Origin of the sequence: Pseudomonas sp. YY-1, from assembly GCF_002843095.1 — a bacterium.
In the GTDB taxonomy this organism is placed as follows: domain Bacteria; phylum Pseudomonadota; class Gammaproteobacteria; order Pseudomonadales; family Pseudomonadaceae; genus Aquipseudomonas; species Aquipseudomonas sediminis_A.
In genome coordinates, this window is record NZ_PJLX01000004.1 from 255,898 (window position 1) to 281,620 (window position 25,723).

Sequence of the window (25,723 nt, forward strand, 5' to 3'; positions counted from 1 at the left end):
CGTCCCGCCGCGCAGGGGAATCTGGCGGCAGAAATGGCCGGAACGCCAGGCTGGATTATGCGCCGCGGCGCTCCCACACTTCGAAGGCGTAAGACGGTGTCTCGGCCGAAGCCGGGTGCTCGACGCTGGAGGTCATACGCCAGGTGGCCTCGTCGACCTCGGGGAAGAAGGCATCACCCTCGGGATCCAGGCCGACACGCGTCAGGTAAAGACGATCAGCCTGGGCCAGGCCCAGCTCATAGAGCTGCGCGCCGCCGATCAGCATCAGTTCCTCGGCATTCTCTTCACGCGCCCAGGCGTCAGCTCGTTCGATAGCCTCTTCCAGCGTCGCGAATACCTCGGCACCTTCCAGGGTCAGGCCGGCCTGACGGCTGACCACGATATTGAGCCGGCCCGGCAACGGGCGCCCGAGCGAATCCCAGGTCTTGCGCCCCATGATGATCGGCTTGCCGAGCGTCATCGCCTTGAAGTGCTTGAGATCCGCCGGCAGGTGCCAGGGCAGTTGGTTGTCGCGGCCAATCACGCGGTTGTGCGCGAGCGCGGCGATCAGGGAAAGAGGTAGAGTCGTTTTCATGGCCGCGAGCATAACAGAGCCCCCAGCGGCCTCGCAGCCCATCAGTGGCTGCAGCAGCGCTGTCGTCGTATCGTCACATTCGCCGTAGCAGGCTAAGGGCTGATTCTACGAGCAAGGAGCCAGCATCATGTCGAAATCACTCTCTGCCTGGGTATTGGGCGTCACTCTGCTGCCACTGGCGGTCTTCGCCAGCCCCGCCCCGGATAAAGTACAGGCCGCCATCGATTGGGCCCAGCAGCAACCCAGCGCCAGGCAAACCCAGAACCGGGACAGCAAGGCTCCCCTGGTGATCGCCCACCGGGGCGCCAGCGGTTACGCGCCCGAGCACACACTGGCGGCCTACGCGCTGGCAGCCTTTCAAGGCGCCGACTACATCGAGCCCGACTTGGTGATGACTCGCGATGGCCAGTTGGTCGCCCGCCACGACAACGAATTGGGGCTGACCACCGACGTGGCGCAGCGCCCCGAATTCGCTGACCGCAAACGCACCCAGAGCGTCGACGGGCGCAGCCTGGAAGGCTGGTTCAGTGAGGACTTCACCCTGGCCGAGCTGAAAACCCTGCGCGCCATCGAACGTATCCCGCAGCAGCGACCGGGCAATACCCGCTTCGATGGCCAGTTCGAGATTCCCACGCTGCAAGAGATCATCGATCTGGTGAAACGTCTGGAAGCCCTTCAGCGACGAACCCTGGGTTTGTACCCGGAAACCAAGCACCCCACCCACTTCCAGCAACTCGACCTGGCCATGGAGAAACCGCTGCTGGCGGTGCTCGAACGCAACGGCTACGACAGCGCCGACGCGCCCGTTTTCATCCAGTCCTTCGAAGTGGCAAACCTCAAGGCGCTGAGCACGCTGACACCGATCCGCCTGGTGCAACTGCTGTGGGTAGAAGGCCAACCCTACGATCAGCAGGTGCTTGGCAGCGGCCTTGGCTACCAGCAAATGATCACGCCAGAAGGCCTGCAAACCATCGCGAGCTACGCCGACGGCATCGGCCCGGAGAAAGGCATGGTCATCCCACGCGATGGCGCCGACAAACTGGGCGCACCGACCAGCCTGGTACGTGACGCCCATGCTGCCGGGCTCAAGGTGCATCCCTATACCTTCCGCGCCGAGAACGCCTTCCTGCCCACCAGCCTACGCAGTGGCGCCATACCGAGTGAGCGCGGCGACATCGAGGCCGAGCTGCGTGCCTTCCTCGCCACCGGCATCGACGGCCTGTTCATCGACCAACCGGACATCGCGGTGCGTTTGCGCCAACAGCGCTGATTCGCACCGAAGCGGATCAGGGGTTATTCTCAACCCCTGATCCGAATGACGAGACGCCGCGTGACAGACGCCTCCTCCCCTACCCCCTTCCAACGCCTCTGGCTCAGCGAAACCATTCGCCTGCGCGAGGACCATGCCGGCCCGCTCGAAGACAGCGAGGCCAATCGCCTGGCCCGTGCCGAGCAGGTTGACCTGGCCGAACGCATCCAGCATCGCGCCCTGCACCTGGCCCACCGTGATGGTCAGTGGCAGGCGTTGCTGCACTGGCTGCAAGGTGCACGCCTGGCCGGTGGGCTGCTAGCGCTGCTGGCCCTGCTCAGCGGCTTCGGCCTGGCCTTCGCAGCGCTGGGTGACGGGCGCCAACCGGTCAATGTGTTCTGGGCACTGGGCAGCCTGCTTGGGCTCAACCTGCTGATGCTGATCGGCTGGCTGCTGGGCCTGCTGCTGACCCGTGATCACCCTGGCGCGCTCGGTCGCCTGTGGCTGTGGCTCAGTGAAAAACTGGCGCGCGACGCCAGCGCCGCGCAGTTGGCCCCGGCCCTGCTGCTGATGCTGCAACGCCAGCGCCTGACCCGCTGGGGCCTCGGTCTGATGGTCAACGGCTTGTGGACGCTGGCCATGCTCGCAGCATTGACCACCCTGCTGTTGCTGCTCGCCACGCGCCGCTACGGCTTCGTCTGGGAAACCACCATTCTTGGTGGCGACACCTTCATCGCCCTGACCCAGGCCATCGGCGCCCTGCCCGCGCTGCTCGGCTTCAGCCTGCCGGACATCGACGTCATTCGCGCCAGTGGCGATGCCGCCATCGCCAGCGAAGAAGCCCGGCAGAGCTGGGCCGGCTGGCTGGTCGGCGTGGTGTTGGTCTACGGTCTGCTGCCACGCCTGCTACTGACACTGCTATGCCTATGGCGCTGGCAGTCCGGCAAAGGCGCGCTGCGCCTGGATCTCGACCTGCCCGGCTATGGCCTGCTGCGCCAACGCCTGCAACCGGACAGCGAACGCCTGGGCATCTGTGACCTGGCGCCCGCCGCCCTGCACCAACCGCAAGGCGGCGCCGGCGCGCAACCTGGCAGCGGCGCGCTGCTGCTCGGCATCGAACTGGACGAGCGCCGCCCCTGGCCGCCTGCGTCGCTGCCCAAGGGCGTGGCCGATGCCGGCGTGATCGACAGCCGCGAACAACGCCGTCAGTTGCTCGAACAGCTGACTCGCTTCCCGCCCGAACGCCTGGCCATTGCCTGCGACCCGCGCCGCTCACCGGATCGTGGCACCTTGGCGCTGATCGGCGAACTGGCGCGCTCGGCCTCGGCCACGCGCATCTGGCTGCTGCCGCCGACACCCGGTGAGAGCCTGGACAGCGCCCGCCTGACGGACTGGCATCAGGCGATCGCCAGCCTGGAGCTGCAGCATGGCGATACGGCGCCGCTGAACTGGCTGGAGAGCGGACATGACTGAGCCACTGAAACTGGCCCTGGTCGGCCACACCAACGTCGGCAAGACCTCGCTGTTGCGCACCCTGACCCGCGACATTGACTTCGGCGAAGTCTCGCCCCGCGCCAGCACCACCCGCCATGTCGAAGGTGCGCGCCTGTCGGTAGATGGCCAGGCGCTGCTGGAGCTGTACGACACCCCCGGCCTGGAAGACGCCATCGCCCTGCTCGACTACCTGGAGCGCCTTGACCGCCCCGGTGAGCGGCTGGACGGCCCGGCACGTCTGGCGCGTTTTCTCGAAGGCAGCGAAGCACGCCAGCGCTACGAACAGGAAGCCAAGGTACTGCGCCAGTTGCAGGCCTCCGATGCTGGCCTCTACGTCATCGACGTGCGCGAGCCAGTGCTGGCCAAGTATCGCGACGAGCTGGCAGTACTGACCATGTGCGGCCGACCGCTGCTGCCGGTACTCAACTTCGTCGCCAGCGCCAGCCACCGCGAAGCGGAGTGGCGCGAAGCCCTGGCCCGCCTCGGCCTGCATGCCCTGGTGGCGTTCGACAGCGTGGCACCACCTGCAGACGGCGAACGACGTCTGTACGAAAGCCTGGCCCTGCTACTGGAGCGTTCGCGCCCGCAGCTGCAACGACTGATCGAGGATCACGAAGCCCAGCGCCAGGCCCGGCGCCAGGCCGGCAACCGTCTGATCGCCGAGCTGCTGATCGACTGCGCCGCCTGCCGCCGCAGCGTCGCCGCCCAACCCGTGCTGGAACAGGGCGCCATCAGCGAGCTGCGCACGGCCATTCGCCAGCGCGAGCAGCGTTGCGTCGAGGCCCTGCTACGCCTGTACGCCTTCCGCAGCAGTGACGCCAAAGCGGCTGACCTGCCGCTGCTCGACGGCCGCTGGGGCGACGACCTGTTCAACCCGGAAACACTGAAGCAGCTCGGCATCAAGGTCGGTGGCGGCATGGCAGCCGGCGCCGCCACGGGCGTCGGCGTAGATCTGCTGGTCGGCGGTCTCACCATGGGCGCAGCTGCCGCATTGGGCGCAGTGATCGGCGGCAGCGCGCAGACCCTGCGTAACTACGGGGAGCGCTTGAAGGGAAAACTCAGGGGCCAGCGCGAACTGACCGTCGACGACGCCGTGCTGCGCCTGCTCGCCCTGCGTCAGCAGCAACTGCTGGCCGCACTGGACGTGCGCGGACACGCCGCGATGGATGCCATCAGCCTCAACGCCCCGCAGGAAACCCTGTGGCGCCAGGGCAAGCTGCCCGCACCACTGAACGTGGCACGCGCTCACCCGCAATGGTCGTCACTGAATCCAGGCGCACGCCTGGAAGAGGCCGAACGCGCCGAACAGGTAGAGCGCCTGCGCAGCGACCTTTCCATGCAACCGGTGGGCTGAAGCGGAAAACGCCCAGCCCCCGCTTCCCTATACCGCCACCGGCGCCTTGATATGCGGGTGCGCTTCGTAACCCACCAGTTCGAAGTCCTCGAATTTGAAGGCCAGCAGGTCCTTCACCTCGGGGTTGAGCTTCATGGTCGGCAGCGGCAGCGGCTCACGAGTGAGCTGCAGATCGGTTTGTTCGATGTGGTTGGCGTACAGATGGCAGTCGCCGCCAGTCCAAATGAACTCGCCCGGCTGCAGGCCGCAGACCTGCGCCACCATCAGCGTCAGCAGCGCGTAGCTGGCGATGTTGAAGGGCACGCCGAGGAAGATGTCGGCCGAGCGCTGATAGAGCTGACAGCTGAGCTTGCCGTCGGCGACGTAGAACTGGAACAGCGCGTGGCACGGTGGCAGCGCCATCTGCTCGACCAGCGCGGGGTTCCAGGCCGAGACGATCAGGCGACGCGAGTCCGGGTTCTTCTTGATCATCTCGATCAGCTTGGCGATCTGATCGATGGACTCGCCGTTGGGCGCCGGCCAGCTGCGCCACTGGTAACCGTAGACGGGGCCAAGGTTGCCATTCTCGTCGGCCCACTCGTCCCAGATGCTGACGCCGTTGTCTTTGAGGTACTTGATGTTGGTGTCACCCTGCAGGAACCACAGCAGCTCGTGGATGATCGAGCGCAGGTGGCACTTCTTGGTGGTAACGATGGGGAAGCCGTCGGCCAGGTCGAAGCGCATCTGGTAGCCGAACACGCTATAGGTGCCGGTGCCGGTGCGGTCTTCCTTGAAGGTGCCGTGCTCACGCACATGGCGCATCAGGTCGAGGTACTGTTTCATCAGACGGCTCCTTGAACGGGCTGGCGCTTGTAGGCATAGGCGATCAGGCCGATACCGCCAAGGATCATCGGCAGGCAGAGAATCTGCCCCATGGTCAGCCAGCCCCAGGCCAGGTAGCCCAGCTGGGCATCGGGCACGCGGACGAACTCGACGATGAAGCGGAACACGCCGTAGCAGGCAGCGAACATGCCGGAAACGGCCATGGTCGGCCGCGGTTTGCGCGAATAGAACCAGAGGATGGTGAACAGCGCCACGCCTTCCAGGGCGAATTGATACAGCTGCGACGGATGACGCGCCAACTGCTGCGGGTCGGTAGGGAAGATCATCGCCCAAGGCACGTCGCTGGCCTTGCCCCACAACTCGGCGTTGATGAAGTTACCGATGCGCCCGGCACCCAGACCGATCGGCACCAGCGGTGCGATGAAGTCCATAAGCTCGAAGAAGCTCTTGCCGTTGCGCTTGCCGAACCACCAGGTCGCCAGCATCACCCCGATCAGGCCGCCATGGAAGGACATACCACCTTCCCAGACTCGGAGGATTTTCGCCGGTTCGGCGATATAGGCGGCAAAATCATAGAAAAATACGTAGCCCAGACGCCCACCGAGAATCACCCCCATGGCCACCCAGAACACCAGGTCGGACAGCTTGTCCTTGGTCCAGGTCGCATCGAAACGCTCCAGCCGGCGCGATGCCAGTAGCCAGGCACCACCGATGCCGACCAGATACATCAGGCCGTACCAATGGATTTTCAGGGGACCGAGGGCGATGGCCACCGGGTCGATCTGCGGATAAGGCAGCATCCAGGACTCCTTAGATGAAAAAACTCAGGCCCACACTGAACAGCAGCAGGGCGAACAGACGCTTGAGCAACAGTGGCGACAGGCGATGGGCCAGGCGCGCACCAAAACGGGCGAAGAACATGCTGGTCACGGCAATACCCAGCAACGCCGGGAGGTAGACGAAACCGACGCTCCATGGCGGCAGATGCGCATTCCCCCAGCCGGTGAACATGAAACTCAGCGCTCCGGCAATAGCGATCGGCAATCCACAGGCGGCCGAGGTCGCCACCGCCTGCTGGATCGGCACGCTGCGCCAGACCAGATAGGGCACTGTCAGCGAACCACCACCGATTCCGAAAATTGCCGAGGCCCAGCCAATCACTCCGCCGGCCACCGTCAGCGCCGGCTTGCCTGGGACATCGCGGCTGGCCTTGGGTTTCAGGTCCAGCGCCATCTGCGCCGCCACGATGATCGCGAAGGTCCCGATGATCTTCTGCAGCATCGGCCCCTGGATCAGCGCTGCGGTCAGCGCACCCAGCGCCGCCCCAAGTAGAATGCCCAGGCTCAGCCAGCGAAACAGCGGCCAGCGCACCGCCCCCTTGCGATGATGTTCGAGCAACGAGTTGATCGAGGTGAAGACGATGGTCGCCAGGGACGTGCCCACTGCCAGATGGGTGAGGATATCCGTTGCCATCCCTTGGGAGGTAAAGCTCAACACCAGCACCGGCACGATAATCAGGCCGCCACCCACGCCGAACAGGCCAGCCAGCACACCGGCGGCCGAACCCAGCACCAGGTAGAGCAGCAATTCCATCGACACCCCCAAAAACAAAGCGGCATGGTAGCGGAAATGCCCGCTCAACGGCATACGGGTCGACGGAACGGTTGCCGCCCCAGGCTGAGCTCGCTAGCCTGCCAGACTCCGCCACCGGAGGAATCCGCATGTGTCTGATCGTCTTTGCCTGGCAGCCCGAAAACTCGACGGTGCTGCGCCTGGCGGCCAATCGCGACGAGTTCTACGCACGCCCCAGCGCCGCACTGGGTGAATGGCAGGACGCCCCTGGCGTATTCGCTGGCCGCGACCTGCAGGCCGGCGGCACCTGGCTCGGCGTTACCGCGCAAGGTCGCTTCGCGGCGCTGACCAACATCCGCGACCCCAGGCAGAAAGCCGGGCCGCGCTCACGCGGCGCGCTGACGGCTGACTACCTGCTGGGCCAGGAGTCGGCACCGGCCTATCTCGACAGAATCATGCGCGACACGGCAGCCCATGCCGGTTTCAACCTGCTGATTGGCGACCGCCACCAGCTCTGGCACTTCAACTCTGCGGAAGGCCGGCCCCGGCAACTGCAGAGCGGCATTTATGGCCTGTCCAACGCCACCCTCGACACGCCCTGGCCGAAGCTGCTGCGTGCCAAGAATGCCTTGAGCGATCAAGTCGAGAGCGAGGATGAAGCACTACTGGGGCTGCTGAGCGACAGTAACCAGCCGGATGATCAGCTGCTGCCGGATACGGGCGTGGGGTTGGCGACGGAGCGCCTGCTGTCGAGCGTCTTCATCGCCAGCGCGGCCTATGGCACTCGCGCCAGCACGGTGCTGAGCCTTGAGCGCAATGGCGGCTGGAGCATCATCGAGCGCAGCTTCGGCCCACATGGCGCCGTGCTCGGCGAGGTCGCCTTAAGCGGGTAAGCAGCGCGGCGGGAGCGATCAGGCCTGGATATTCGACGCAGGATTGATCACCCGACCCAGGCCCAGATTGCGCAACGCCAAGTGCAGGGTGCTGTAGATCAGGTGCGGGTTGTCCATGGTCATCACCTGGCCGAGCAGCTCCTTGGCCTTGCTCTGGGTCACCTGGCGCAGCAGCCATTTCACCTTGGGCAGGTTGGTGGCGTTCATCGACAGCGAATCAAAGCCCATCGCCAGCAGCAACACGGCCGCCGCCGGATCACCCGCCATCTCGCCGCAGATGCTCACCGGCTTGCCTTCGAGGTGCGCGTCGTTGACCACCTTCTGCAACGCCTGCAGCACCGCCGGATGGAGGAAGTCGTAGAGATCGGCTACACGCGGGTTGTTGCGGTCTACGGCCAGCAAATATTGGGTCAGGTCGTTGGAGCCGACCGAGAGGAAATCCACCTGGCGCGCCAGTTCGCGGGTCTGATAAACGGCTGCCGGGATCTCGATCATCACGCCGATAGGCGGCAGCGGCACGTCGGTGCCCTCGTCACGTACCTCGCCCCAGGCACGGTGAATCAGGTGCAGCGCCTCTTCCAGCTCCTGCGTACCGGAAATCATCGGCAGCAGGATGCGCAGGTTGTTCAGCCCCTCACTGGCCTTGAGCATGGCGCGGGTCTGCACCAGGAAGATTTCCGGATGATCGAGGGTCACGCGGATGCCGCGCCAACCAAGGAAGGGGTTCTCTTCCTTGATCGGGAAGTAGGACAGCGACTTGTCGCCACCGATATCCAGGGTGCGCATGGTCACCGGCAGCGGATGGAAGGCCTGCAACTGCTCGCGATAGGTGGCGAGTTGTTCCTTCTCGCTGGGGAAGCGCTCATTGATCATGAACGGCACTTCGGTGCGGTACAGGCCGACGCCCTCGGCGCCGCGCTGCTGAGCGCGAGCCACATCGGCGAGCAGACCGGTGTTGACCCACAGCGGCATGCGATGGCCGTCGAGCGTCTCACACGGCAACGCACGCAGGGCATCGAGCCCTTCGGTGAGCTGGCGCTCCTCCTCGACAACCTCAGCGTACTGCTTGCTCAGCAGCTCGCTGGGGTTGGTGAAGACTTCACCATGGTAGCCATCGACGATCAGCTTGATGCCGTCGATCTTCGAGTACGGCAGATCGACCACGCCCATCACCGTGGGAATACCCATGGCGCGGGCGAAAATCGCCACGTGGGAGTTGCCCGAACCGGTCACCGAGATCAGACCGACCAGCTTGCCTTCCGGCACTTCGCCGAGCATCGCCGGCGACAGCTCCTCGCTGACCAGGATGGTGTTATCCGGGTAGACCAGCGTGGTTTTGCGTTCTTCCTGCAGATAAGCAAGCAGGCGCCGACCGAGGTCGCGTACATCGCTGGCGCGCTCACGCAGGTAGGCATCGTCCATCAGTTCGAAGCGATTGACGTGGTCGAGCACCACCTGGCGCAAGGCGCCCTGCGCCCACTGGCCGGTACGGATGACCTTGCGCACCTCGTTACCCAGCGCAGCATCCTCGAGCATCATCAGGTAGACGTCGAACAGCGCGCGCTCTTCCTTACGTAGCTGAGTGGCGAGTTTCTCGGACAGCTCCTGCATGTCCTCGCGTACCCAGCCGAGCGCCTTGTCGAACAGCTCCAGCTCCGCCGTGATGTCATCCACGCTGCGGTCTGGAACTACATTGAGATCGGCCGGGGGCAGCACCACGACAGCGGTACCCACCGCTGCCCCCGGCGCGCCCGGCACGCCGACGAACTTGGCCTCCTGCACGCCCTTGCCCTGGCGACCCAAGCCGCGGATCGAGCCAGTCGCCTCGGCATGGGCGATAACGCCAGCGAGCTGCGCACTCATGGTGACCAGGAAGGCTTCCTCGCCCTCGTCGAACTGGCGGCGCTCCTTCTGCTGCACGACCAGAACGCCCATCACCCGGCGATGGTGGATGATGGGCGCGCCGAGGAAGGAGGCGTAGCGCTCCTCGCCAGTCTCGGCAAAATAACGGTAACGGGGATGGCTGGCAGCGTCTTCGAGGTTCAGCGGCTCTTCGCGGCTACCGACCAGGCCGACCAGACCCTCGCTGGGGGCCATGCTGACCTTGCCGATGGAGCGCTTGTTGAGGCCGTTGGTGGCCATCAATACGAAACGGTTGGTTTCCGCATCGAGCAGGTAGACCGAGCAGACCTGGCTGCCCATCGCTTCCTTGACCCGCTGCACAATGATCGACAGCGCCGCCTTGAGATCCTTGGCGGCGTTTACTTCCTGGACGATCTTGCGCAGCGTATTGAGCATGCTCGGTTGGGGTCCGTATCAGTCGCGCACTATCAGGCGCGGGGCGAGTTCCTTGAGCGCGCGGCGGTAGACCTCGCGTTTGAATGTGACCACCTGACCCAGCGGGTACCAGTAACTGACCCAGCGCCACCCATCGAATTCGGGCTTGCCGGTCAGGTCCATGCGTACGCGGTCTTCAGCTCCAGTCAGACGCAGCAGAAACCACTTCTGCTTCTGTCCGATGCACAGCGGCTGGCTGTGCGTGCGCACCAGACGCTGCGGCAAACGATAACGCAACCAGCCTCGGGTGCAGGCGAGGATATTCACATCCTGCTCTTCGAGCCCGACCTCTTCATTCAGTTCACGGTAAAGCGCCTCTTCCGGCGATTCACGATCATTAATGCCGCCCTGGGGAAACTGCCACGCATCCTGGTTGATACGCCTGGCCCAGAGCACCTGGCCGAAATCATTGGTCAGGATGATGCCGACATTCGGGCGGAAACCATCAGAATCGATCACGGCAAGCAACCTCGTACACGCAAGTTCCGGCATTGTTCCACAAAGCCGGCGACAGCAGCAACGCGGGTTTAGGTGCAGTTTGAAACCCCCGGCAAAGCGGCTATTCTGGCGCGCCTCCCCTTTCCATAGAACAGGTAACGAACCGTGCGCTTGGCCCTTTTCGATCTCGACAACACCCTGCTGGCTGGCGACAGCGACCACAGCTGGGGCGAATTCGTCTGCCAGCGCGGCCTGGTCGATGCAGCCGAGTACCTCGCGCGCAACGATGCCTTCTATGCCGATTACTGTGCCGGCAAACTGGACGTGGTGGCCTACCAGAACTTCAGCCAGGCCATTCTCGGCCGCAGCGACATGGCGCAACTGGCGCAGTGGCACCGCGAGTTCATGGCCGAGGTGATCGAGCCGATCATCCTGGCCAAGGGCGAAGCGCTGCTGGCCGAGCACCGCGCCGCCGGCGACAAACTGGTGATCATCACCGCTACCAACCGCTTCATCACCGCGCCGATCGCCACACGCCTCGGCGTGGAAACACTGCTCGCCACCGAATGCGGCATGCAGGACGGCCGCTACACCGGCCAGATTACCGGCACGCCGTGCTACCAGGGCGGAAAGGTAACTCGCCTGAATGAGTGGCTGGCCGAGACAGGCCACAGTCTCGAAGGCGCCTACTTCTACAGCGATTCGCGCAATGACCTGCCGCTGCTGGAAGCCGTAGCCAACCCGGCGGCGGTCGACCCGGACGACGTACTGCGTGCCACGGCCATCGAACGCGGCTGGCCGGTGATTTCGCTGCGCTGAGCGTGCGATGTCATCAGGGTGGCGTAGGAGCGGCTTCAGCCGCGAAGCCTGCTACAGCGGCAAACGTGGCTGAAGCGGAATGCCGCCCAGCCGCTCCCACATCAAGCAGCAAGCCGGCGCAGCCTGTAAATCAGGGAAGCATCTCGATCAGGATCAGACCGGCTTGGCGCCCATCAACGCCATGATGGCGATCAGCAAGACCAGAATCAGCCCGGCATAGATCAGGCACAGACGCTTCAGCGCTGTCGGCGCCGGCGTATCGCCCAGCGCACGCCAGACGGCCAGACGACCGGCCAGCAGCAGGCCGAGCAACATCATCACGCCATACAGAATGCTACCCAGCAGCAGCCAGATTTGCCCCAGCGGCCAGCCGGCGGTATTGACCAGCCAGTAGCCGGTAATCGGCAGGCTCAGCGCCAGCACGGCGAACGCCGGAAAGCTGAACAGCAGGGTCACCCGCAGTTTGCGCGCCAGCACAGCCGCATCACCACCACGCTGGGCCTTGAACAGCATGACGCCATGGGCGATCAGGCCGAGCAGCAGCAACACGCCCGGGGCGCTGTGGAGGATGCGAACCAGCAGGTAGTGTTCCATCGTGGTTTCCTTTCATTCGGCGATTAAATAGGGCGGGTGCAACCCGCGAGAACGCGGCGGCGGGTTAAACCCGCCCTACCCGTGCTCAGCCGAGAAACAGCTTGTAGGCCGGATTCTCGCTTTCATCCCAGTAGGGATAACCGATGGCGTCCAGCGCCGCCGGCACCAGATGGCGTTCGTCCGCCGGCACCTGCAGGGCGGCCAGCACGCGGCCATCGGCAGCGCCGTGGTTGCGGTAGTGGAACATCGAGATGTTCCAGCGCCCGCCCAGCTTCTGCAGGAAGTTGAACAACGCGCCCGGACGCTCGGGGAATTCGAAGCGCAGCACCATCTCGTCACCGACGCCAGCAGCATGACCACCGACCATATGGCGGATATGCAGCTTGGCCAGTTCGTTATCGGTCAGGTCCAGCACCGGGAAGCCCTGCGCACGCAGGCCTTCGACCAGCGCCTGGCGCGGGTCATTCTCCGGATGGGTCTGCACACCGACGAAGATGTGCGCTTCGCGATCAGTGTGATAGCGATAGTTGAACTCGGTGATCTGGCGTTTGCCAACCGCCTCGCAGAAGGCCTTGAAACTGCCCGGCTGCTCGGGGATGGTCACGGCGATGATCGCCTCACGCTTCTCACCCAGCTCGGCGCGCTCGGCCACATGGCGCAGGCGATCGAAGTTGACGTTGGCGCCAGAATCGATGCCCACCAGTACTTCGCCCTTGGCGCCCTGGCGCTCGACGTACTTCTTGATCCCGGCCACCGCCAGCGCACCAGCCGGCTCGGTGATCGAGCGGGTATCGTCGTAGATGTCCTTGATCGCCGCACAGATCTCGTCGGTGCTGACGGTGATCACCTCATCGACGTGATGTTTGCAGATATCGAAGGTGTGCTGGCCGATCTGCGCCACTGCCACGCCATCGGCGAACAACCCGACCGTCGGCAGCACCACACGCTCGCCCGCCGCCATCGCCTGCTGCAGGCAGTTGGAGTCGTCCGGCTCGACGCCGATCACCTTGATCTCCGGGCGCAGGTATTTCACGTACGCAGCGATGCCGGCGATCAGGCCGCCGCCGCCGACAGGCACGAAGATGGCGTCAATATGGCCCTGATGCTGGCGCAGCACTTCCATGGCCACCGTGCCCTGCCCGGCGATCACCAGCGGATCGTCGTACGGGTGGATATAGGTGTAGCCCTTCTCTTCCACCAGTTTCAGCGAATGCGCCAGCGCCTCGGGGAAGGCATCGCCGTGCAGCACCACCTTGCCACCACGCGAGCGCACGCCCTGCACCTTCAGCTCCGGCGTGGTGCGCGGCATGACGATGGTCGCCTTCACCCCCAGGTGCTTGGCCGCCAGGGCCAGGCCCTGCGCATGGTTGCCAGCCGAGGCAGTGACCACGCCGCGCGCCAGCTCTTCGGCGGACAGTTGCGCCAGCTTGTTGTAGGCGCCGCGAATCTTGAACGAGTACACCGGCTGCAGATCTTCGCGCTTGAGCAAAATCTGGCTACCCAGCCGCTCACTGAGCTGACGGGCGGGTTGCAGCGGGGTTTCCACCGCGACGTCATAAACGCGCGAGGTGAGGATCTTCTTCACGTACTGTTCGAGCATGGCGATTTCGCAGGCGTTCGGGCTTTGAGAGGACTGCCGAGTCTACCCCAGCGCCGCGCCGGACGACCATACGAAAGGCGCGGGTTCTGCCCCGTCAGCACACCACTTGCGGCTATAATTCGCGGCTTAACTCTCTACCTTCCCAGGCATTCCCCCGCGATGAACCAGGATCAGTTGAAACAGGCCGTGGCCCAGGCCGCCGTCGACCACATTCTCCCGCGCCTCGACAGCAAGAGCATCGTCGGCGTAGGTACCGGCTCCACCGCCAACTTCTTCATCGACGCGCTGGCCAAGCACAAGATGGACTTCGATGGCGCCGTCGCCAGCTCCGAAGCCACCGCCGCGCGCCTGAAGGGTCATGGCATCCCGGTCTACGACCTCAACAGCACCGCCGAACTGGAGTTCTACGTCGACGGCGCCGACGAGAGCGACGAGCGTCTGCACCTGATCAAGGGCGGCGGCGCGGCACTGACCCGCGAGAAGATCGTCGCCGCCGTGGCCAAGACCTTCATCTGCATCGCCGACGCCAGCAAGCTGGTGCCGGTGCTAGGCAACTTCCCGCTGCCGGTCGAAGTGATCCCCATGGCGCGCAGCCATGTGGCGCGCGAGCTGGTGAAGCTGGGCGGCGACCCGGTATACCGCGAAGGCGTGCTGACCGATAACGGCAACGTCATCCTCGATGTGCACAACCTGTCGATTACCGACCCGGTCAAGCTGGAAGCGGATATCAACGCCATCGTCGGCGTGGTCACCAATGGCCTGTTCGCCGCCCGCCCGGCCGATCTGCTGCTGCTCGGCACCGCCGAAGGCGTGAAGACGCTCAAGCGCTGAGACGCCAGCAGTCGCGTCAATCGTAGCCCGGATCGCATTCGGGCTAAGGAGCCTGCCAATGCGCCGCCTACTCCAACAGGCGGCGCAGCTCCTCGCTCATCGGCATGGGCTGAAAAGCACTGACCCGCGCCCGCCCGGTGTTGCCGATGGGCACCCAGATGCGCGAGAACAACAGCGCCGCCAGGATGCGCGGCATTTGCCCCAGCACCTCACGCATATCCCCTTGTTGCCAGCCTGCCTGCAGCATCAGCCAGTGCGAACGCGCATGCAGCCACGGGCGCCGCTGAGTGAGGATGTGTGCACGTTCCAGCCAGACCAGTGCCGCGGTACTGTGGCGAGCCCGAAGCTCGTGCTGCGCCTGAGTGAAGGCCTCGTCGATGGCGGCTTGCAGTTCCATGTTCATATCGCCTTCCTTCATTTGCGCAACAAGCGCAGGCCGTTGAATACCACCATCAGGCTCACGCCCATGTCGGCGAACACGGCCATCCACATGGTCGCCTCACCCGTCAGCGTCATGGCCAGGAAAACGGCCTTGATCCCCAGCGCCAGGACGATGTTCTGCACCAAGATGGCGTGGGTCTGCCGCGACAGGCGCACGAAGGCCGGAATCTTGCGCAGGTCGTCATCCATCAGCGCGACATCTGCGGTTTCGATGGCCGTGTCGGTGCCGGCGGCGCCCATGGCGAAACCGATCTCGGCCTTGGCCAGCGCCGGGGCATCGTTGATGCCATCGCCAACCATGCCCACCACCTTGCCTTGCGCCTGGCGCGCCTCGACCCAGGCCAGTTTGTCCGCAGGCAGCAGGTCGCCGAGCGCCTCGTCGACGCCGACCTGCTCGGCGATGGCTGCCGCGGTGTGGGCGTTGTCACCAGTGAGCATGCAGGTGCGTACGCCCAGTTCGTGCAGTTCGGCGACCGCCTCGCGGCTGGTCTGACGCACCGTGTCAGCGACGGCGAAAAGCATCAGCGCGCGCTGTTCGTCGCACAACACCACCACGCTCTTGCCCTGACGCTCCAGCGCCTCCAGACGCTCTTCCAACTGCACAGAGCAGAGCCCGAGGTCTTCGACCAGACGATGGTTGCCTACATAAAGCAGCGTGCCATCGACCTTGCCCTTGGTGCCGCGTCCTGGCAGCGCCTCGAAGTCCTCGACCTCATGCAGCGCCTGCCCTTGCTCTGCGGCGTGCTGGGCCAATGCCCGGGAAACCGGATGGTCGGAGCGCGCGGCCAGGCTCGCTGCCCAGGCGGCGTGCAGCGGTTCATCCACGTCCAGCAGGTGGAGACTGTCGGTTTGCACCGGCTTGCCGTGAGTCAAAGTGCCGGTCTTATCCAGCGCCAGCAGCGCCAGATGTCGGCCGTTCTCCAGGTACACGCCGCCCTTGATCAGGATGCCCTTGCGCGCAGCAGCAGCCAGGCCACTGACGATGGTCACCGGCGTGGAGATCACCAGCGCACAGGGGCACGCCACCACCAACAGCACCAGGGCGCGATAGACCCAGTCGAGCCAGGCACCGCCCATCAGCAATGGTGGCAGCACGGCAACCGCCAGGGCGAAGGCGAACACCGCCGGGGTATAGATGCGCGAGAACTGATCGACGAAGCGCTGGGTCGGTGCGCGCGAACCCTGTGCCTCTTCGACCGCATGGATGATGCGCGCCAGGGTGGTGTCGCGTGCCACCGCCGTTACGTGGAACTCCAGCGAGCCGGCCTCGTTGATGGTGCCCGCGAACACCGGATCGCCCACGCCCTTCTCTACCGGCAGGCTTTCCCCGGTGATCGGCGCCTGGTTGACCGTCGACGAGCCGCTGACCACCTCACCATCGAGGCTGATGCGTTCACCGGGTCGCACACGCACCACCGCACCCAGGCCGATGGACTGCACGTCCACTTCCTGCCAGGCACCATCGGCCTGCTTCACCGTCGCGCGAGGTGGCGCCAGATCCATCAGCCCGCGAATCGCATTGCGCGCCCGGTCCAGCGAACGCGCCTCGATCAGTTCGGCCAGGGTGAACAGCACCATCACCATCGCCGCTTCCGGCCACTGGCCGATCAGCACAGCGCCGGTCACGGCGATGCTCATCAGGGCATTGATGTTGAGGTTGCGATTCTTCAGGGCGATCCAGCCCTTCTTGTAGGTGTTCAGCCCGCACATCAGGATGGCAGCCACCGCCAGCAGTGCCACCAGCCAGTCCGGACCGAGCTCGGCGAAATGCACGACCTCGGAAGCGGTCGCCACCACGCCGGCCAACGCCAGCGGCCACCAGGGCTTTTGCACGAGTGGCGCCGCTGGCTGATCAGCGGTGTTTTCATCCCCCACCTGCGCAGTGAAGCCCAGCGCACGAATCGCCTGCACCACCTGCGCCAGCGCCCCTTGGTCATGACTGACGGTAAGCACGCGCTGCAGCAGGTTGAATTGCAGGCCCGCCACGCCCGGTAGCCGACCCAGTGCATCACGGATCAGGCGCTCTTCCGTGGGACAGTCCATCTGCTCGATACGAATGCGGGTGTTCAGCGGGCCACTCAGCAGCTCGTCCGCGGACGGCTGATGAGCATCGTGATCATGCCCGGCGTGGTCGTGGGCATGTTCGTGGTGGGCAGGCGGCTGTTCGTGCGAGTGGTCGCAGCAACGGCTCATGGCAAGTCTCCGTCAGGTATCTGTTGCCGAGTACACACCCTGTAGTCACTATAGGGTCAAGCACTCACGGAGGCTAACCCATGAAAATCGGAGAATTGGCGAAAAAGGCCGGCTGCCAGGTGGAAACCGTGCGCTACTACGAGCGCGAAGGGTTACTCCCGGCGCCCGCACGCAGCGAAGGTAACTACCGCCTGTATGGCGCTCCGCACCTGGAGCGCCTGGTATTCATCCGTAACTGCCGGACGCTGGACATGACCCTGGAAGAAATCCAGCGGCTGCTGGCTCTGCGTGACCTGCCGCATGAGAGCTGCGCCGGCATCAACAGCCTGGTGGACGAACATATCGAGCACGTCGAGGCACGCATAAACAGCCTGCAGGCGCTGCGCGGCCAACTCACCGAGTTGCGCGACCGCTGCAACGGCCCCAAGGAGTCAGAGGACTGCGGAATCCTGCGCCAGCTCAACGTCAGCGGCGGCGTGCAACCGCTGCCGGACGACGGCCATACCCATGTCGGCAAGAGCCACTCGCATTGATGAACTACGCTTGCTGAGCACCGCTCCGGTATCTCACCGGACGCTCAGGGAGAAACGAAAATGCCTGGAAAATTCGAATTGAAGAAGGCCAAAGACGGCCAGTTCCACTTCAACCTGCTGGCGAGCAATGGCCAGGTCATCCTCAGCAGTGAGATGTACAAGGCCAAGGATTCAGCGCTCAACGGCATCGAGTCGGTGAAGAAGAACTCACAACGCGACGGCGCCTTCGAGAGCAAAACCTCGAGCAACGACAAACACTACTTCCTGCTCATGGCCACCAACGGCCAGGTGGTCGGGCAAAGTCAGATGTATGCCAGTGCCGCCAGTTGCAAGAATGGCATCGAGTCGGTGCAAAACAATGCACCGGGCGCGCCGACCGACGACCAGACGAGTTAGTCGCTCTGCTTCCTGAATACGTAGAACAGATTCGGCTCGCTGATCAGATACAGGTTGCCATCGTCGTCCGTTGCCACGCCCTCGGCCTGCGGCACACTGCGCTGCAGGCCATGTTGCCCACGCAGCAGCGACAGGGTGCTGACCGGCTTGCCATCGGCGTTCAGCTCGATCACCAAACGTGATTCGTCCGACAGCGCCAGCATGTGGCCCGTCGCCGCATCGAAATCAAGGCTGGAAAGATCGCGCACGAACAAGCGGGCATCACGCTTCGGGTCGGTATTGACCTGCAGCGCCAACGGCTTGCTCTCATCGACATGGGGGAAACCAAGCACCTCGAAGATACGTACCGGATCGCGCTCCTTGGCCACCAGCAGACGCTGATTCTTCGCATCGTAGGCCAGCCCCTCGAAGCCCTTGTTGCCATTGAGACCGATACCCAGGGATAGCTGCTGGAAGTCGGCGGCATTCAGCACACGACTGTTATCGTCGATACGCACCTTGACCAGGCGCTGCTCGCGCTCGTCGGCAATCACGTAGACACCGGGGGCGATGTATTCGATGGCTTCGGGGTCGCCGAAGCCTTCCAGATCGATGGTGCGTTTGAGCTCACCCTGCAGACTCAGCTCGACCACCTTGGCCGGCTTGTTGGTGACGCTGAACAGGCTGCGTCGATCCGGATCGTAAGTCAGTGCCGAGACGTCACGGATGCCTTCGATCGGCTTGGCGTCGATCACCACGCGATAGTCGCCCAGCCACAGTGAGTGCTCGCGCCACTGCGCACTGTGCTGCCATTCCTCGACGACAAACCAGGCTCGCTCGAACAGGCGATACTGTTGAGCCAGAGCGGCGCCGACCAAAAGCAGGAATAACGACAGATAAAGCCAGGGGTTGAAGGTCAGCAGGCGGTGCATGATGGTTTCTCTGACTACCACGTAAAAAACCGCCGCACGGAGAGTGCGGCGGGCGTGCAGGTCATTTCGATCAGTTGATCAGCTCAACGCGATCAACATCGATCTCGCGGCTGTTGAAGTCCTTGTCGACTTCACCGGTCAGGCGCACCTTGGCGGTTTCCGAGACTTTCTGGCCCGGCCAGTCTTCGTCGTCGATTTCAACCTGGATGGTGCCGGTGGCGTCCTTGAACTCGTAGAGTTCATCTTGCAGACGCTTGACGATCTGCCCTTCCAGAACAACATGGGTGTCGTCAGCAGCTTCCAGCGCAGCAGCCACGGTGGTGACCTGCGGGGTGGCGCCAGGGCCGGTGTAACCGGTGGCGAAAGCAGCGGTGCTGAGCAGCGGCAGAACCATCAGAGCGAGAGCGGTACGTTTCATGGTGTGAACCTCGTTGTTCGTAAGTGACGGGCTCAGATTAGTGTCGCTAGCTGAAGCCAGACTGAATCGACGCTTAAGCGAAACTGAATCCGTCACGGGCGCTCATCCGGCATCCGGCGCCGGCTTACTGAAGACATAGAACAGGTTGGGCTCGGCGACGATATAGATGTTGCCCTCTTCATCCATAGCCACCCCCTCGGCCTGCTTGATGCCTTGCTCCAGACCATTGAAGCCCGCATTGAGACTGAGGAAGCTGACCGGCTGCCCAGCGCGGTCGATCTCCAGCAGCATGCGCGACTCATCGGAGAGCACCAATACGTGGCCCGTGCGCTCATCGACGCTCAACGAGGAAATGTCGCGTAGGCCGAGGTTAGCGGATGCCAACGGGTGCAAGACCCCAACGTCATCGTCAGCTCCAGGGAACGGCATGCTGAACAACCCCAGCGGACTGCGCTCCTTGCCAAGCAGCAGGCTATGGCTACGTGAGTCCCAGCCCAGCCCTTCGAAACCCTTGTTGCCTGACTCGGCGAAACCCAGGTCGAAGCCGGGGAAATCGGCCGCATTCAATTCGAGATCGTCGTCACCCAGGGTGAACGTGGTGAGCTGGCGACGCCGCTCATCAACGATGGCCATCAGACCGTTGTCCATCATCTCCACGCCCTCAGGGTCAGCGAAACCCTTGAGCTCGATGCGCCGTAGGACTTCACCCTCACGCGACAGCTCCACCAGCAGAGGATTCTTGCCGGTTACGGTGAACAAGGTGCCGGTCTGCGGGTTATAGGTCAGCCCCGAGGTCTCGTCCTTTTCCAGGCCGGCCAGCGCCTTGGCCTGGATCACCGCGCGGTAACCCGGCAACCAGACACTGGCCAGGCGATCAACCAATGGCGTCGAGCGTTCCTGCAGCCATAACTGGGCGCGGTCATCCCAGTGCTGGGTCTGCGCCAGTGCACCCAAGGCGACGACTGCCAGGCCTGAAAGCCAGTAGCGGGGGCGGCGAATTTTACGAAGGAGAGCGGACATCGGCTACGGCTCGGCTGCATGATGGCAATCCGACATCCGCTGTCGAGAGGAGTTCCGCCGTCCAGAGAGGAGGACGGCGGCTGACTTCAGCGCTCAGGCGCTGAGCGCGTCTTATAGCACGCGGCTGGTGAAGCGACTGTGACCGACCAGCTCCAAAACCAGCTCGTCGCTCTTGTTCAGCGCACCCACGCCGACCGGCGTACCGGTGAGGATGACGTCGCCCGGCTGCAGGGCAAAGTGCCCGGCCATATGCTGGATCATCGACACGATGGGGTTGAGCATGTCGCGGCTATTGCCATCCTGGCGGGTTTCACCGTTGATCACCAGGCGAATGCCGATATCGGCCAGGTCTTCGATGGCATCGCCCGGCACGAAGGGCGCCAGCACACAGGCGCCATCGAAGCTCTTGGCGATTTCCCAGGGGTAGCCCTTCTCCTTGAGCTTGGCCTGCAGGTCGCGCAGGGTCAGATCCAGCGCGGGTGCGAAGCCGCTGATGGCGTCACGCACTTCCTCAGCATCCGGTTTCTTCGACAGCGGTTTGCCGATCAGCACGGCGATCTCCGCCTCGTAATGCACCGAGCCGCGGTCTTCGGGAATGGCGAAACCGCCATCGAGCGGCACCACACAGGAGCCCGGTTTGATGAACAGCAAGGGTTCGCTGGGCACCGGGTTATTCAGTTCCTTGGCGTGCTCGGCGTAGTTGCGGCCGATGCAAACGACCTTGCCAAGGGGGAAGTGGACGGTGGTTCCGTCGACGTACTGGTGCTGATAGCTCATCACCGACTCCTGTGTTGTTTATATTGTGGGCATGGCGGCTTGTGGCCGGTGCCGTACCTTAACCGACGCGGGGCCGGATACGAAAACGCCCGCTGTCAGGCGGGCGTCTGCGATCAGGCGAAGATCTTGCCGGGGTTCATGATCCCGTTGGGATCGAACACCGCCTTGATCGCCTTCATATACGCAATTTCGGCCGCCGAGCGGCTGTATTGCAGGTAATCGCGCTTGGTCATGCCAACACCGTGTTCGGCGCTGATCGAGCCGTTGTATTTCTCGACGATCTCGAACACCCACTTGTTGACCACCGCGCACTTGGCGAAGAAGTCTTCCTTGGCCAGCGCTTCGGGCTTGAGGATGTTCAGGTGCAGGTTGCCGTCACCGATATGGCCGTACCAGAGCACGTCGAAATCCGGGTAGTTGGCCGAAACGATATCGTCGATGTCCTTGAGGAAGGCCGGTACCTGGCCGACGGTGACGGAGATGTCGTTCTTGTAGGGAACCCAGTGGCTGATGGTCTCGGAGATGTACTCGCGCAGCTTCCACAGGTTCTGCAGTTGCTGCTCGCTCTGGCTCATCACGCCGTCGAGCACCCAGCCCTGCTCGACGCAGTGCTCGAAGGTCGCCAGCGCTTCGTTGGCCACATCCTCGTTCAGCGCCTCGAACTCCAGCAAGGCATAGAACGGCGTGCGGCTCTCGAACGGCGCCGGTACGTCACCACGGCCAAGGATTTTCTCCAGGCAGCGGTCGGAGAAGAACTCAAAGGCGGTCAGGTCGAGCTTGCCCTGGAAGGCGTGCAGCACCGGCATGATCGAATCGAAATCCGGCGTGCCGAGCACCATCGCGGTGAGGTTCTTCGGCGCACGCTCCAGGCGCATGGTGGCCTCGACGACAAAGCCCAGCGTGCCTTCAGCGCCGATGAACAGCTGACGCAGGTCGTAGCCGGTGGCGTTCTTGATCAGGTCGCGGTTCAGCTCAAGCAGTTCGCCAGTGCCGGTGACCACTTTCAGGCCGGCGACCCAGTTACGGGTCATGCCATAGCGAATCACCTTGATCCCACCGGCATTAGTGCCGATGTTGCCACCAATCTGGCTGGAACCGCTTGAGGCGAAATCCACCGGGTAATAAAGGCCCTTCTCTTCAGCGAACAGTTGCAGCTGCTTGGTCACCACGCCCGGCTGGCAAACGACGGTGCGGTCGTACTCGTTGAACTCGACGATGCGGTTCATGTAGTCGAACGACACCACCACCTCGCCATTGGCAGCCACCGCAGCGGCGGACAGCCCCGTGCGGCCGCCCGACGGCACCAGGGCGATCTTGTGCTGATTGGCCCAGCGCACGATGGCCTGCACCTGCTCGGTGGTCTTGGGGAAGACGATGGCCGAAGGTGCCGGAGCGAACTGCTTGGTCCAATCCTTGCCGTAGGTTTCCAGGGAATCGGCGTCGGTCAGTACCTTGCCGGGTTCAACCAGGGTCTTCAGCTCTTCGATCTGGGCAGGGGTGGTCATCTACTGAACTCTCAAAGGATTCATGGTCGCCCTGAGAACCATTCAGGTCGCAACCGAGCATTGAAAAAGGCGAACATGCTAGCATACGCACCCCGTGAATCGAGCTATGCGGTGATCTACGGGCGCTGGCTGAGCTTCTCAGCCCTTCCCTGAAAACATCCCTGGGACAACAGGTACTCCGATGAGCAAGACCTCTCTCGACAAGAGCAAGATCAAGTTCCTTCTTCTCGAAGGCGTCCACCAGAATGCCGTGGACACTCTGAAGGCCGCCGGCTACAGCAACATCGAGTACCTCAAGGGCGCGCTGTCAGGCGAAGAGCTGAAAGAAAAGATCGCCGATGCGCACTTCATCGGTATTCGCTCGCGCACCCAGCTGACCGCCGAGGTCTTCGACTGTGCGAAGAAGCTGGTCGCCGTCGGTTGCTTCTGCATCGGTACCAACCAGGTCGACCTGGACGCTGCCCGCGAGCGCGGTATCGCCGTATTCAACGCGCCCTACTCCAACACCCGATCGGTGGCCGAGCTGGTACTGGCCCAGGCCATCCTGCTGCTGCGCGGCATTCCCGAGAAGAACGCCTCCTGCCACCGTGGTGGTTGGATCAAGTCGGCGGCCAACTCCTTCGAGATCCGCGGCAAGAAGCTGGGCATCGTCGGCTACGGCTCGATCGGCACCCAGCTCTCGGTACTGGCCGAGGCTCTCGGCATGCAGGTGTTCTTCTACGACACCGTGACCAAGCTGCCGCTGGGCAACGCTACACAGATCGGCGATCTGTATGAGCTGCTGGGTCTGTGCGACATCGTCTCCCTGCACGTACCTGAGCTGCCATCCACCCAGTGGATGATCGGCGAGAAGGAAATCCGTGCAATGAAGAAGGGCGGCATCCTGATTAACGCCGCACGCGGCACCGTGGTCGAGCTGGACCACCTGGCCAATGCGATCAAGGACGAACACCTGATCGGCGCGGCCATCGACGTGTTCCCGGTCGAGCCCAAATCCAACGACGAAGAGTTCGAAAGCCCGCTGCGTGGCCTGGATCGCGTGATCCTGACCCCGCACATCGGTGGTTCCACCGCCGAAGCTCAGGCCAACATCGGCCTGGAAGTAGCCGAGAAGCTGGTCAAGTACAGCGACAACGGCACCTCGGTGTCCTCGGTCAACTTCCCGGAAGTGGCCCTGCCGGCGCACCCGGGCAAGCACCGCCTGCTGCACATCCACAAAAACGTTCCGGGCGTGATGAGCGAGATCAACAAGGTGTTCGCCGACAACGGCATCAACATCTCCGGCCAGTTCCTGCAGACCAACGACAAGGTCGGCTACGTGGTGATCGACGTCGACGCCGAGTACTCCGACCTGGCTCTGGAGAAGCTGCAGCACGTCAACGGCACGATCCGCAGCCGCGTTCTGTTCTAAACCGGAGCTGCTGCGCGTCGGCGGTATGCAGAAATGAACAAAGGGAGGCTTTGGCCCAAGGCGTTGGCTTAATCTGTTGATGCAGATCGCTAACATCATGATCTGAAAGCCAAAAAGCAAAAGTCCCAAGCAGAAAATATCTCGGCTGGGGATTTTTGCTTATAGGGCCCGTAACCGCAGGCCATCGGGGAATCTTTCAACAGATTTCCCCAACGGCTAGCCTTCGGCCTCCCTTTTCTTTATCTGCAACACGTCAGCGGGCAGACCTGTAGGAGCGAGCTCTGCTCGCGAAGTGGACCATGTTCGCGAGCAGAGCTCGCTCCTACGACTCTAAAGCGCCGCCTTGTTCCAAACGCGTCAACTCGGCGGCCGCTTCGTGCAACTGCATTTCGTTGTACACCTTCACCCCAGCTCGTTTCAGCAGGGCTGCTGTCACACCTTCGCCCGGCGCCCGCACACCACTGAAGCTACCGTCGTAGTTTTCAAGATTGCCGCACGAAGGGCTGCGCGCCTTGAGCAGGGCAAGCTGGATGCCGTGTTCACGCACCAGCGCCAGCGCCTGTTCGGCGCCGTCGACGAACGCAGCCGTGACATCCTCGCCCTCGATCGTCAGTACTGGCAGCCGACCATCCAACACCGCACTGCCCTGACCACCGCTTACCTCCGCAGGTGCACGTGGCGTCGGCAGGCCGCCCGCCACCTCCGGGCACAGCGCCACCACCCGCCCCTCGTCCAGCCACTGCTGAAGCTGATCGAAGGGACCATGTGCACCACCGTCGTAACGCACCCGATGCCCAAGCAGGCAGCGGCTGACCAGTATCTTCTGCATCGACGTCCTCCCGCGCGCTCAGAGCACGTCGGTGCCGCGGCGCCTGAACCAGCCAGTCAGCGAGCGGCGCTCGCGGGTGGCCGGCAGCACTTCATGAGGCATATCGCCGGAAAGGAACAGCGCCAACGTGCCGGCCTGCGGCAATACGTCATGCTCACGCCCATCACTCAGATACAGGCGCAAGGCGCCCCCCTGGTCGGCCTGCCAGCTTTCATTCAGATAAAGCACGGCCGAGACCGTGCGCCGATCGTCGTCGCGGAAACGGTCGAGATGGCGCAGGTAGAAGGCGCCCGGCTCGTAGGAGGCGAAATGGCACTCGAAATCCTCGAGCCCCAGAAACAGCTCGCGATTGAGGGCCAGGCGCAAATCATCCATCAGTTGCAGATAGCGGTCACAGGCCTCGCTCTGGCCCGCCTCCAGCCATTGGATGCGGTCACCACGAATGCCCTCCTGCACCTGCTGCGCGCTGCCACGACCAACGCTGGCAGCACTCAGCTCGCCGCTGCGCTCACGCTTACGGCACTCGACGGCCAGTTCGCGGGTCAGAACCTCTGGGGCGAATAGCTCCAGAAACGACCAACGCTGGCTGGCAAGGTCGTCGATAAGGTTGGCAAAGCTGTGTTGCAGGTCAGTGTCGTTCATGGCGCGATTGTACAGCGGCGGAAGGCCCACTAGACATAGCTCGACAAGCCCCTTTCAGCCACCGAAAATA

26 protein-coding genes are annotated in these 25,723 nt (G+C 63.5%); 9 read left to right on the top strand and 17 right to left on the bottom strand.

Annotation, left to right across the window (positions count from 1 at the left end):
- Positions 1-55: 55 nt before the first annotated feature.
- On the bottom strand, positions 56-586 hold the full coding sequence (locus tag CXP40_RS08045) for a dihydrofolate reductase (RefSeq protein WP_092378346.1): 531 nt from the start codon (positions 584-586) through the stop codon (positions 56-58).
- Positions 587-701: 115 nt separating this feature from the next.
- Here CXP40_RS08045 and CXP40_RS08050 point away from each other — a divergent pair, with 115 nt between their 5' ends.
- Genes CXP40_RS08050 through CXP40_RS08060 form a run of 3 tightly spaced genes read left to right on the top strand, consistent with a single transcriptional unit; the run spans position 702 to position 4,671 of the window.
- Positions 702-1,844, top strand: coding sequence for a glycerophosphodiester phosphodiesterase (locus CXP40_RS08050; protein ID WP_371916941.1), 1,143 nt, complete (start codon positions 702-704; stop codon positions 1,842-1,844).
- A gap of 45 nt (positions 1,845-1,889) precedes the next feature.
- A complete protein-coding gene (locus CXP40_RS08055; RefSeq protein ID WP_177429640.1) occupies positions 1,890-3,296 on the top strand; it encodes a DUF2868 domain-containing protein in 1,407 nt (468 codons plus the stop codon).
- Positions 3,289-4,671, top strand: a complete 1,383-nt coding sequence (locus CXP40_RS08060) for a GTPase/DUF3482 domain-containing protein (protein WP_106733350.1) — start codon at positions 3,289-3,291, stop codon at positions 4,669-4,671. Before CXP40_RS08055 ends, CXP40_RS08060 begins: the two co-directional genes overlap by 8 nt.
- 27 nt (positions 4,672-4,698) lie before the next feature.
- Here CXP40_RS08060 and CXP40_RS08065 read toward each other — a convergent pair whose 3' ends face one another.
- The 3 genes from CXP40_RS08065 to CXP40_RS08075 are packed head-to-tail and all read right to left on the bottom strand — an operon-like array spanning position 4,699 to position 7,086.
- Positions 4,699-5,493, bottom strand: a complete 795-nt coding sequence (locus CXP40_RS08065) for a thymidylate synthase (protein WP_106733351.1) — start codon at positions 5,491-5,493, stop codon at positions 4,699-4,701.
- Positions 5,493-6,293, bottom strand: a complete 801-nt coding sequence (lgt, locus tag CXP40_RS08070; protein ID WP_099525990.1) for a prolipoprotein diacylglyceryl transferase — start codon at positions 6,291-6,293, stop codon at positions 5,493-5,495. Before lgt ends, CXP40_RS08065 begins: the two co-directional genes overlap by 1 nt.
- A gap of 10 nt (positions 6,294-6,303) precedes the next feature.
- Positions 6,304-7,086 (bottom strand): sulfite exporter TauE/SafE family protein, encoded by a 783-nt coding sequence (locus CXP40_RS08075; RefSeq protein WP_106733352.1) that lies wholly within the window; start codon positions 7,084-7,086, stop codon positions 6,304-6,306.
- 128 nt (positions 7,087-7,214) lie between these two features.
- Between CXP40_RS08075 and CXP40_RS08080 the strand changes: the two genes are divergently transcribed.
- The gene (locus tag CXP40_RS08080; RefSeq protein WP_106733353.1) at positions 7,215-7,958 is read left to right on the top strand and encodes an NRDE family protein; all 744 of its coding nucleotides are present in this window, start codon (positions 7,215-7,217) and stop codon (positions 7,956-7,958) included.
- 18 nt (positions 7,959-7,976) lie between these two features.
- Here CXP40_RS08080 and ptsP read toward each other — a convergent pair whose 3' ends face one another.
- Both ptsP and CXP40_RS08090 read right to left on the bottom strand, forming a co-directional pair.
- Positions 7,977-10,256, bottom strand: a complete 2,280-nt coding sequence (gene ptsP, locus CXP40_RS08085; RefSeq protein ID WP_106733354.1) for a phosphoenolpyruvate--protein phosphotransferase — start codon at positions 10,254-10,256, stop codon at positions 7,977-7,979.
- Positions 10,257-10,274: 18 nt separating this feature from the next.
- Positions 10,275-10,754 carry an RNA pyrophosphohydrolase gene (locus CXP40_RS08090; RefSeq protein ID WP_099525994.1) on the bottom strand — a complete coding sequence of 160 codons (480 nt, stop codon included), beginning with the start codon at positions 10,752-10,754 and terminating at the stop codon, positions 10,275-10,277.
- A gap of 144 nt (positions 10,755-10,898) precedes the next feature.
- On the opposite strand from CXP40_RS08090, the gene CXP40_RS08095 reads away from it, so the two are divergent.
- Positions 10,899-11,552, top strand: a complete 654-nt coding sequence (locus tag CXP40_RS08095) for an HAD family phosphatase (RefSeq protein ID WP_106733355.1) — start codon at positions 10,899-10,901, stop codon at positions 11,550-11,552.
- Positions 11,553-11,705: 153 nt separating this feature from the next.
- Here CXP40_RS08095 and CXP40_RS08100 read toward each other — a convergent pair whose 3' ends face one another.
- Both CXP40_RS08100 and ilvA read right to left on the bottom strand, forming a co-directional pair.
- Positions 11,706-12,146 carry a DUF2269 domain-containing protein gene (locus CXP40_RS08100; protein ID WP_106733356.1) on the bottom strand — a complete coding sequence of 147 codons (441 nt, stop codon included), beginning with the start codon at positions 12,144-12,146 and terminating at the stop codon, positions 11,706-11,708.
- A gap of 85 nt (positions 12,147-12,231) precedes the next feature.
- On the bottom strand, positions 12,232-13,746 hold the full coding sequence (gene ilvA, locus CXP40_RS08105) for a threonine ammonia-lyase, biosynthetic (RefSeq protein ID WP_106733357.1): 1,515 nt from the start codon (positions 13,744-13,746) through the stop codon (positions 12,232-12,234).
- Positions 13,747-13,905: 159 nt separating this feature from the next.
- Here ilvA and rpiA point away from each other — a divergent pair, with 159 nt between their 5' ends.
- Positions 13,906-14,577, top strand: a complete 672-nt coding sequence (gene rpiA, locus CXP40_RS08110; RefSeq protein WP_059392378.1) for a ribose-5-phosphate isomerase RpiA — start codon at positions 13,906-13,908, stop codon at positions 14,575-14,577.
- 67 nt (positions 14,578-14,644) lie between these two features.
- On the opposite strand, the gene CXP40_RS08115 is transcribed toward rpiA, so the two are convergent.
- Positions 14,645-14,980: a DUF3703 domain-containing protein gene (locus CXP40_RS08115; RefSeq protein WP_106733358.1), complete on the bottom strand. Its 336-nt coding sequence runs from the start codon at positions 14,978-14,980 to the stop codon at positions 14,645-14,647.
- Between the two features lie 11 nt (positions 14,981-14,991).
- Positions 14,992-17,211, bottom strand: coding sequence for a heavy metal translocating P-type ATPase (locus CXP40_RS08120; protein ID WP_106733359.1), 2,220 nt, complete (start codon positions 17,209-17,211; stop codon positions 14,992-14,994).
- 80 nt (positions 17,212-17,291) lie between these two features.
- Between CXP40_RS08120 and cadR the strand changes: the two genes are divergently transcribed.
- Both cadR and CXP40_RS08130 read left to right on the top strand, forming a co-directional pair.
- Positions 17,292-17,744, top strand: a complete 453-nt coding sequence (cadR, locus tag CXP40_RS08125) for a Cd(II)/Pb(II)-responsive transcriptional regulator (RefSeq protein WP_106733360.1) — start codon at positions 17,292-17,294, stop codon at positions 17,742-17,744.
- A 60-nt stretch (positions 17,745-17,804) separates the two neighbouring features.
- Complete coding sequence (locus CXP40_RS08130) at positions 17,805-18,140, top strand: YegP family protein (protein WP_106733361.1); 336 nt, start codon at positions 17,805-17,807, stop codon at positions 18,138-18,140.
- Here CXP40_RS08130 and CXP40_RS08135 read toward each other — a convergent pair.
- From CXP40_RS08135 to CXP40_RS08155, 5 genes are all read right to left on the bottom strand, one after another.
- Positions 18,137-19,051 (bottom strand): SdiA-regulated domain-containing protein, encoded by a 915-nt coding sequence (locus CXP40_RS08135; RefSeq protein WP_106733362.1) that lies wholly within the window; start codon positions 19,049-19,051, stop codon positions 18,137-18,139. The genes CXP40_RS08130 and CXP40_RS08135 overlap by 4 nt on opposite strands.
- Before the next feature lie 70 nt (positions 19,052-19,121).
- Complete coding sequence (locus CXP40_RS08140) at positions 19,122-19,469, bottom strand: NirD/YgiW/YdeI family stress tolerance protein (protein WP_021490467.1); 348 nt, start codon at positions 19,467-19,469, stop codon at positions 19,122-19,124.
- A gap of 102 nt (positions 19,470-19,571) precedes the next feature.
- Positions 19,572-20,489, bottom strand: a complete 918-nt coding sequence (locus CXP40_RS08145; protein ID WP_099526003.1) for an SdiA-regulated domain-containing protein — start codon at positions 20,487-20,489, stop codon at positions 19,572-19,574.
- A 111-nt stretch (positions 20,490-20,600) separates the two neighbouring features.
- Positions 20,601-21,266 carry a fumarylacetoacetate hydrolase family protein gene (locus tag CXP40_RS08150; protein WP_106733363.1) on the bottom strand — a complete coding sequence of 222 codons (666 nt, stop codon included), beginning with the start codon at positions 21,264-21,266 and terminating at the stop codon, positions 20,601-20,603.
- Positions 21,267-21,379: 113 nt separating this feature from the next.
- Positions 21,380-22,771: an FAD-binding oxidoreductase gene (locus CXP40_RS08155; protein WP_106733364.1), complete on the bottom strand. Its 1,392-nt coding sequence runs from the start codon at positions 22,769-22,771 to the stop codon at positions 21,380-21,382.
- Positions 22,772-22,952: 181 nt separating this feature from the next.
- On the opposite strand from CXP40_RS08155, the gene serA reads away from it, so the two are divergent.
- Positions 22,953-24,182: a phosphoglycerate dehydrogenase gene (gene serA / locus CXP40_RS08160; RefSeq protein ID WP_106733365.1), complete on the top strand. Its 1,230-nt coding sequence runs from the start codon at positions 22,953-22,955 to the stop codon at positions 24,180-24,182.
- A 322-nt stretch (positions 24,183-24,504) separates the two neighbouring features.
- On the opposite strand, the gene CXP40_RS08165 is transcribed toward serA, so the two are convergent.
- Complete coding sequence (locus CXP40_RS08165; protein WP_106733366.1) at positions 24,505-25,011, bottom strand: DUF523 domain-containing protein; 507 nt, start codon at positions 25,009-25,011, stop codon at positions 24,505-24,507.
- Between the two features lie 18 nt (positions 25,012-25,029).
- Positions 25,030-25,653: a 2OG-Fe(II) oxygenase gene (locus CXP40_RS08170; RefSeq protein WP_106733402.1), complete on the bottom strand. Its 624-nt coding sequence runs from the start codon at positions 25,651-25,653 to the stop codon at positions 25,030-25,032.
- Positions 25,654-25,723 lie beyond the last annotated feature (70 nt).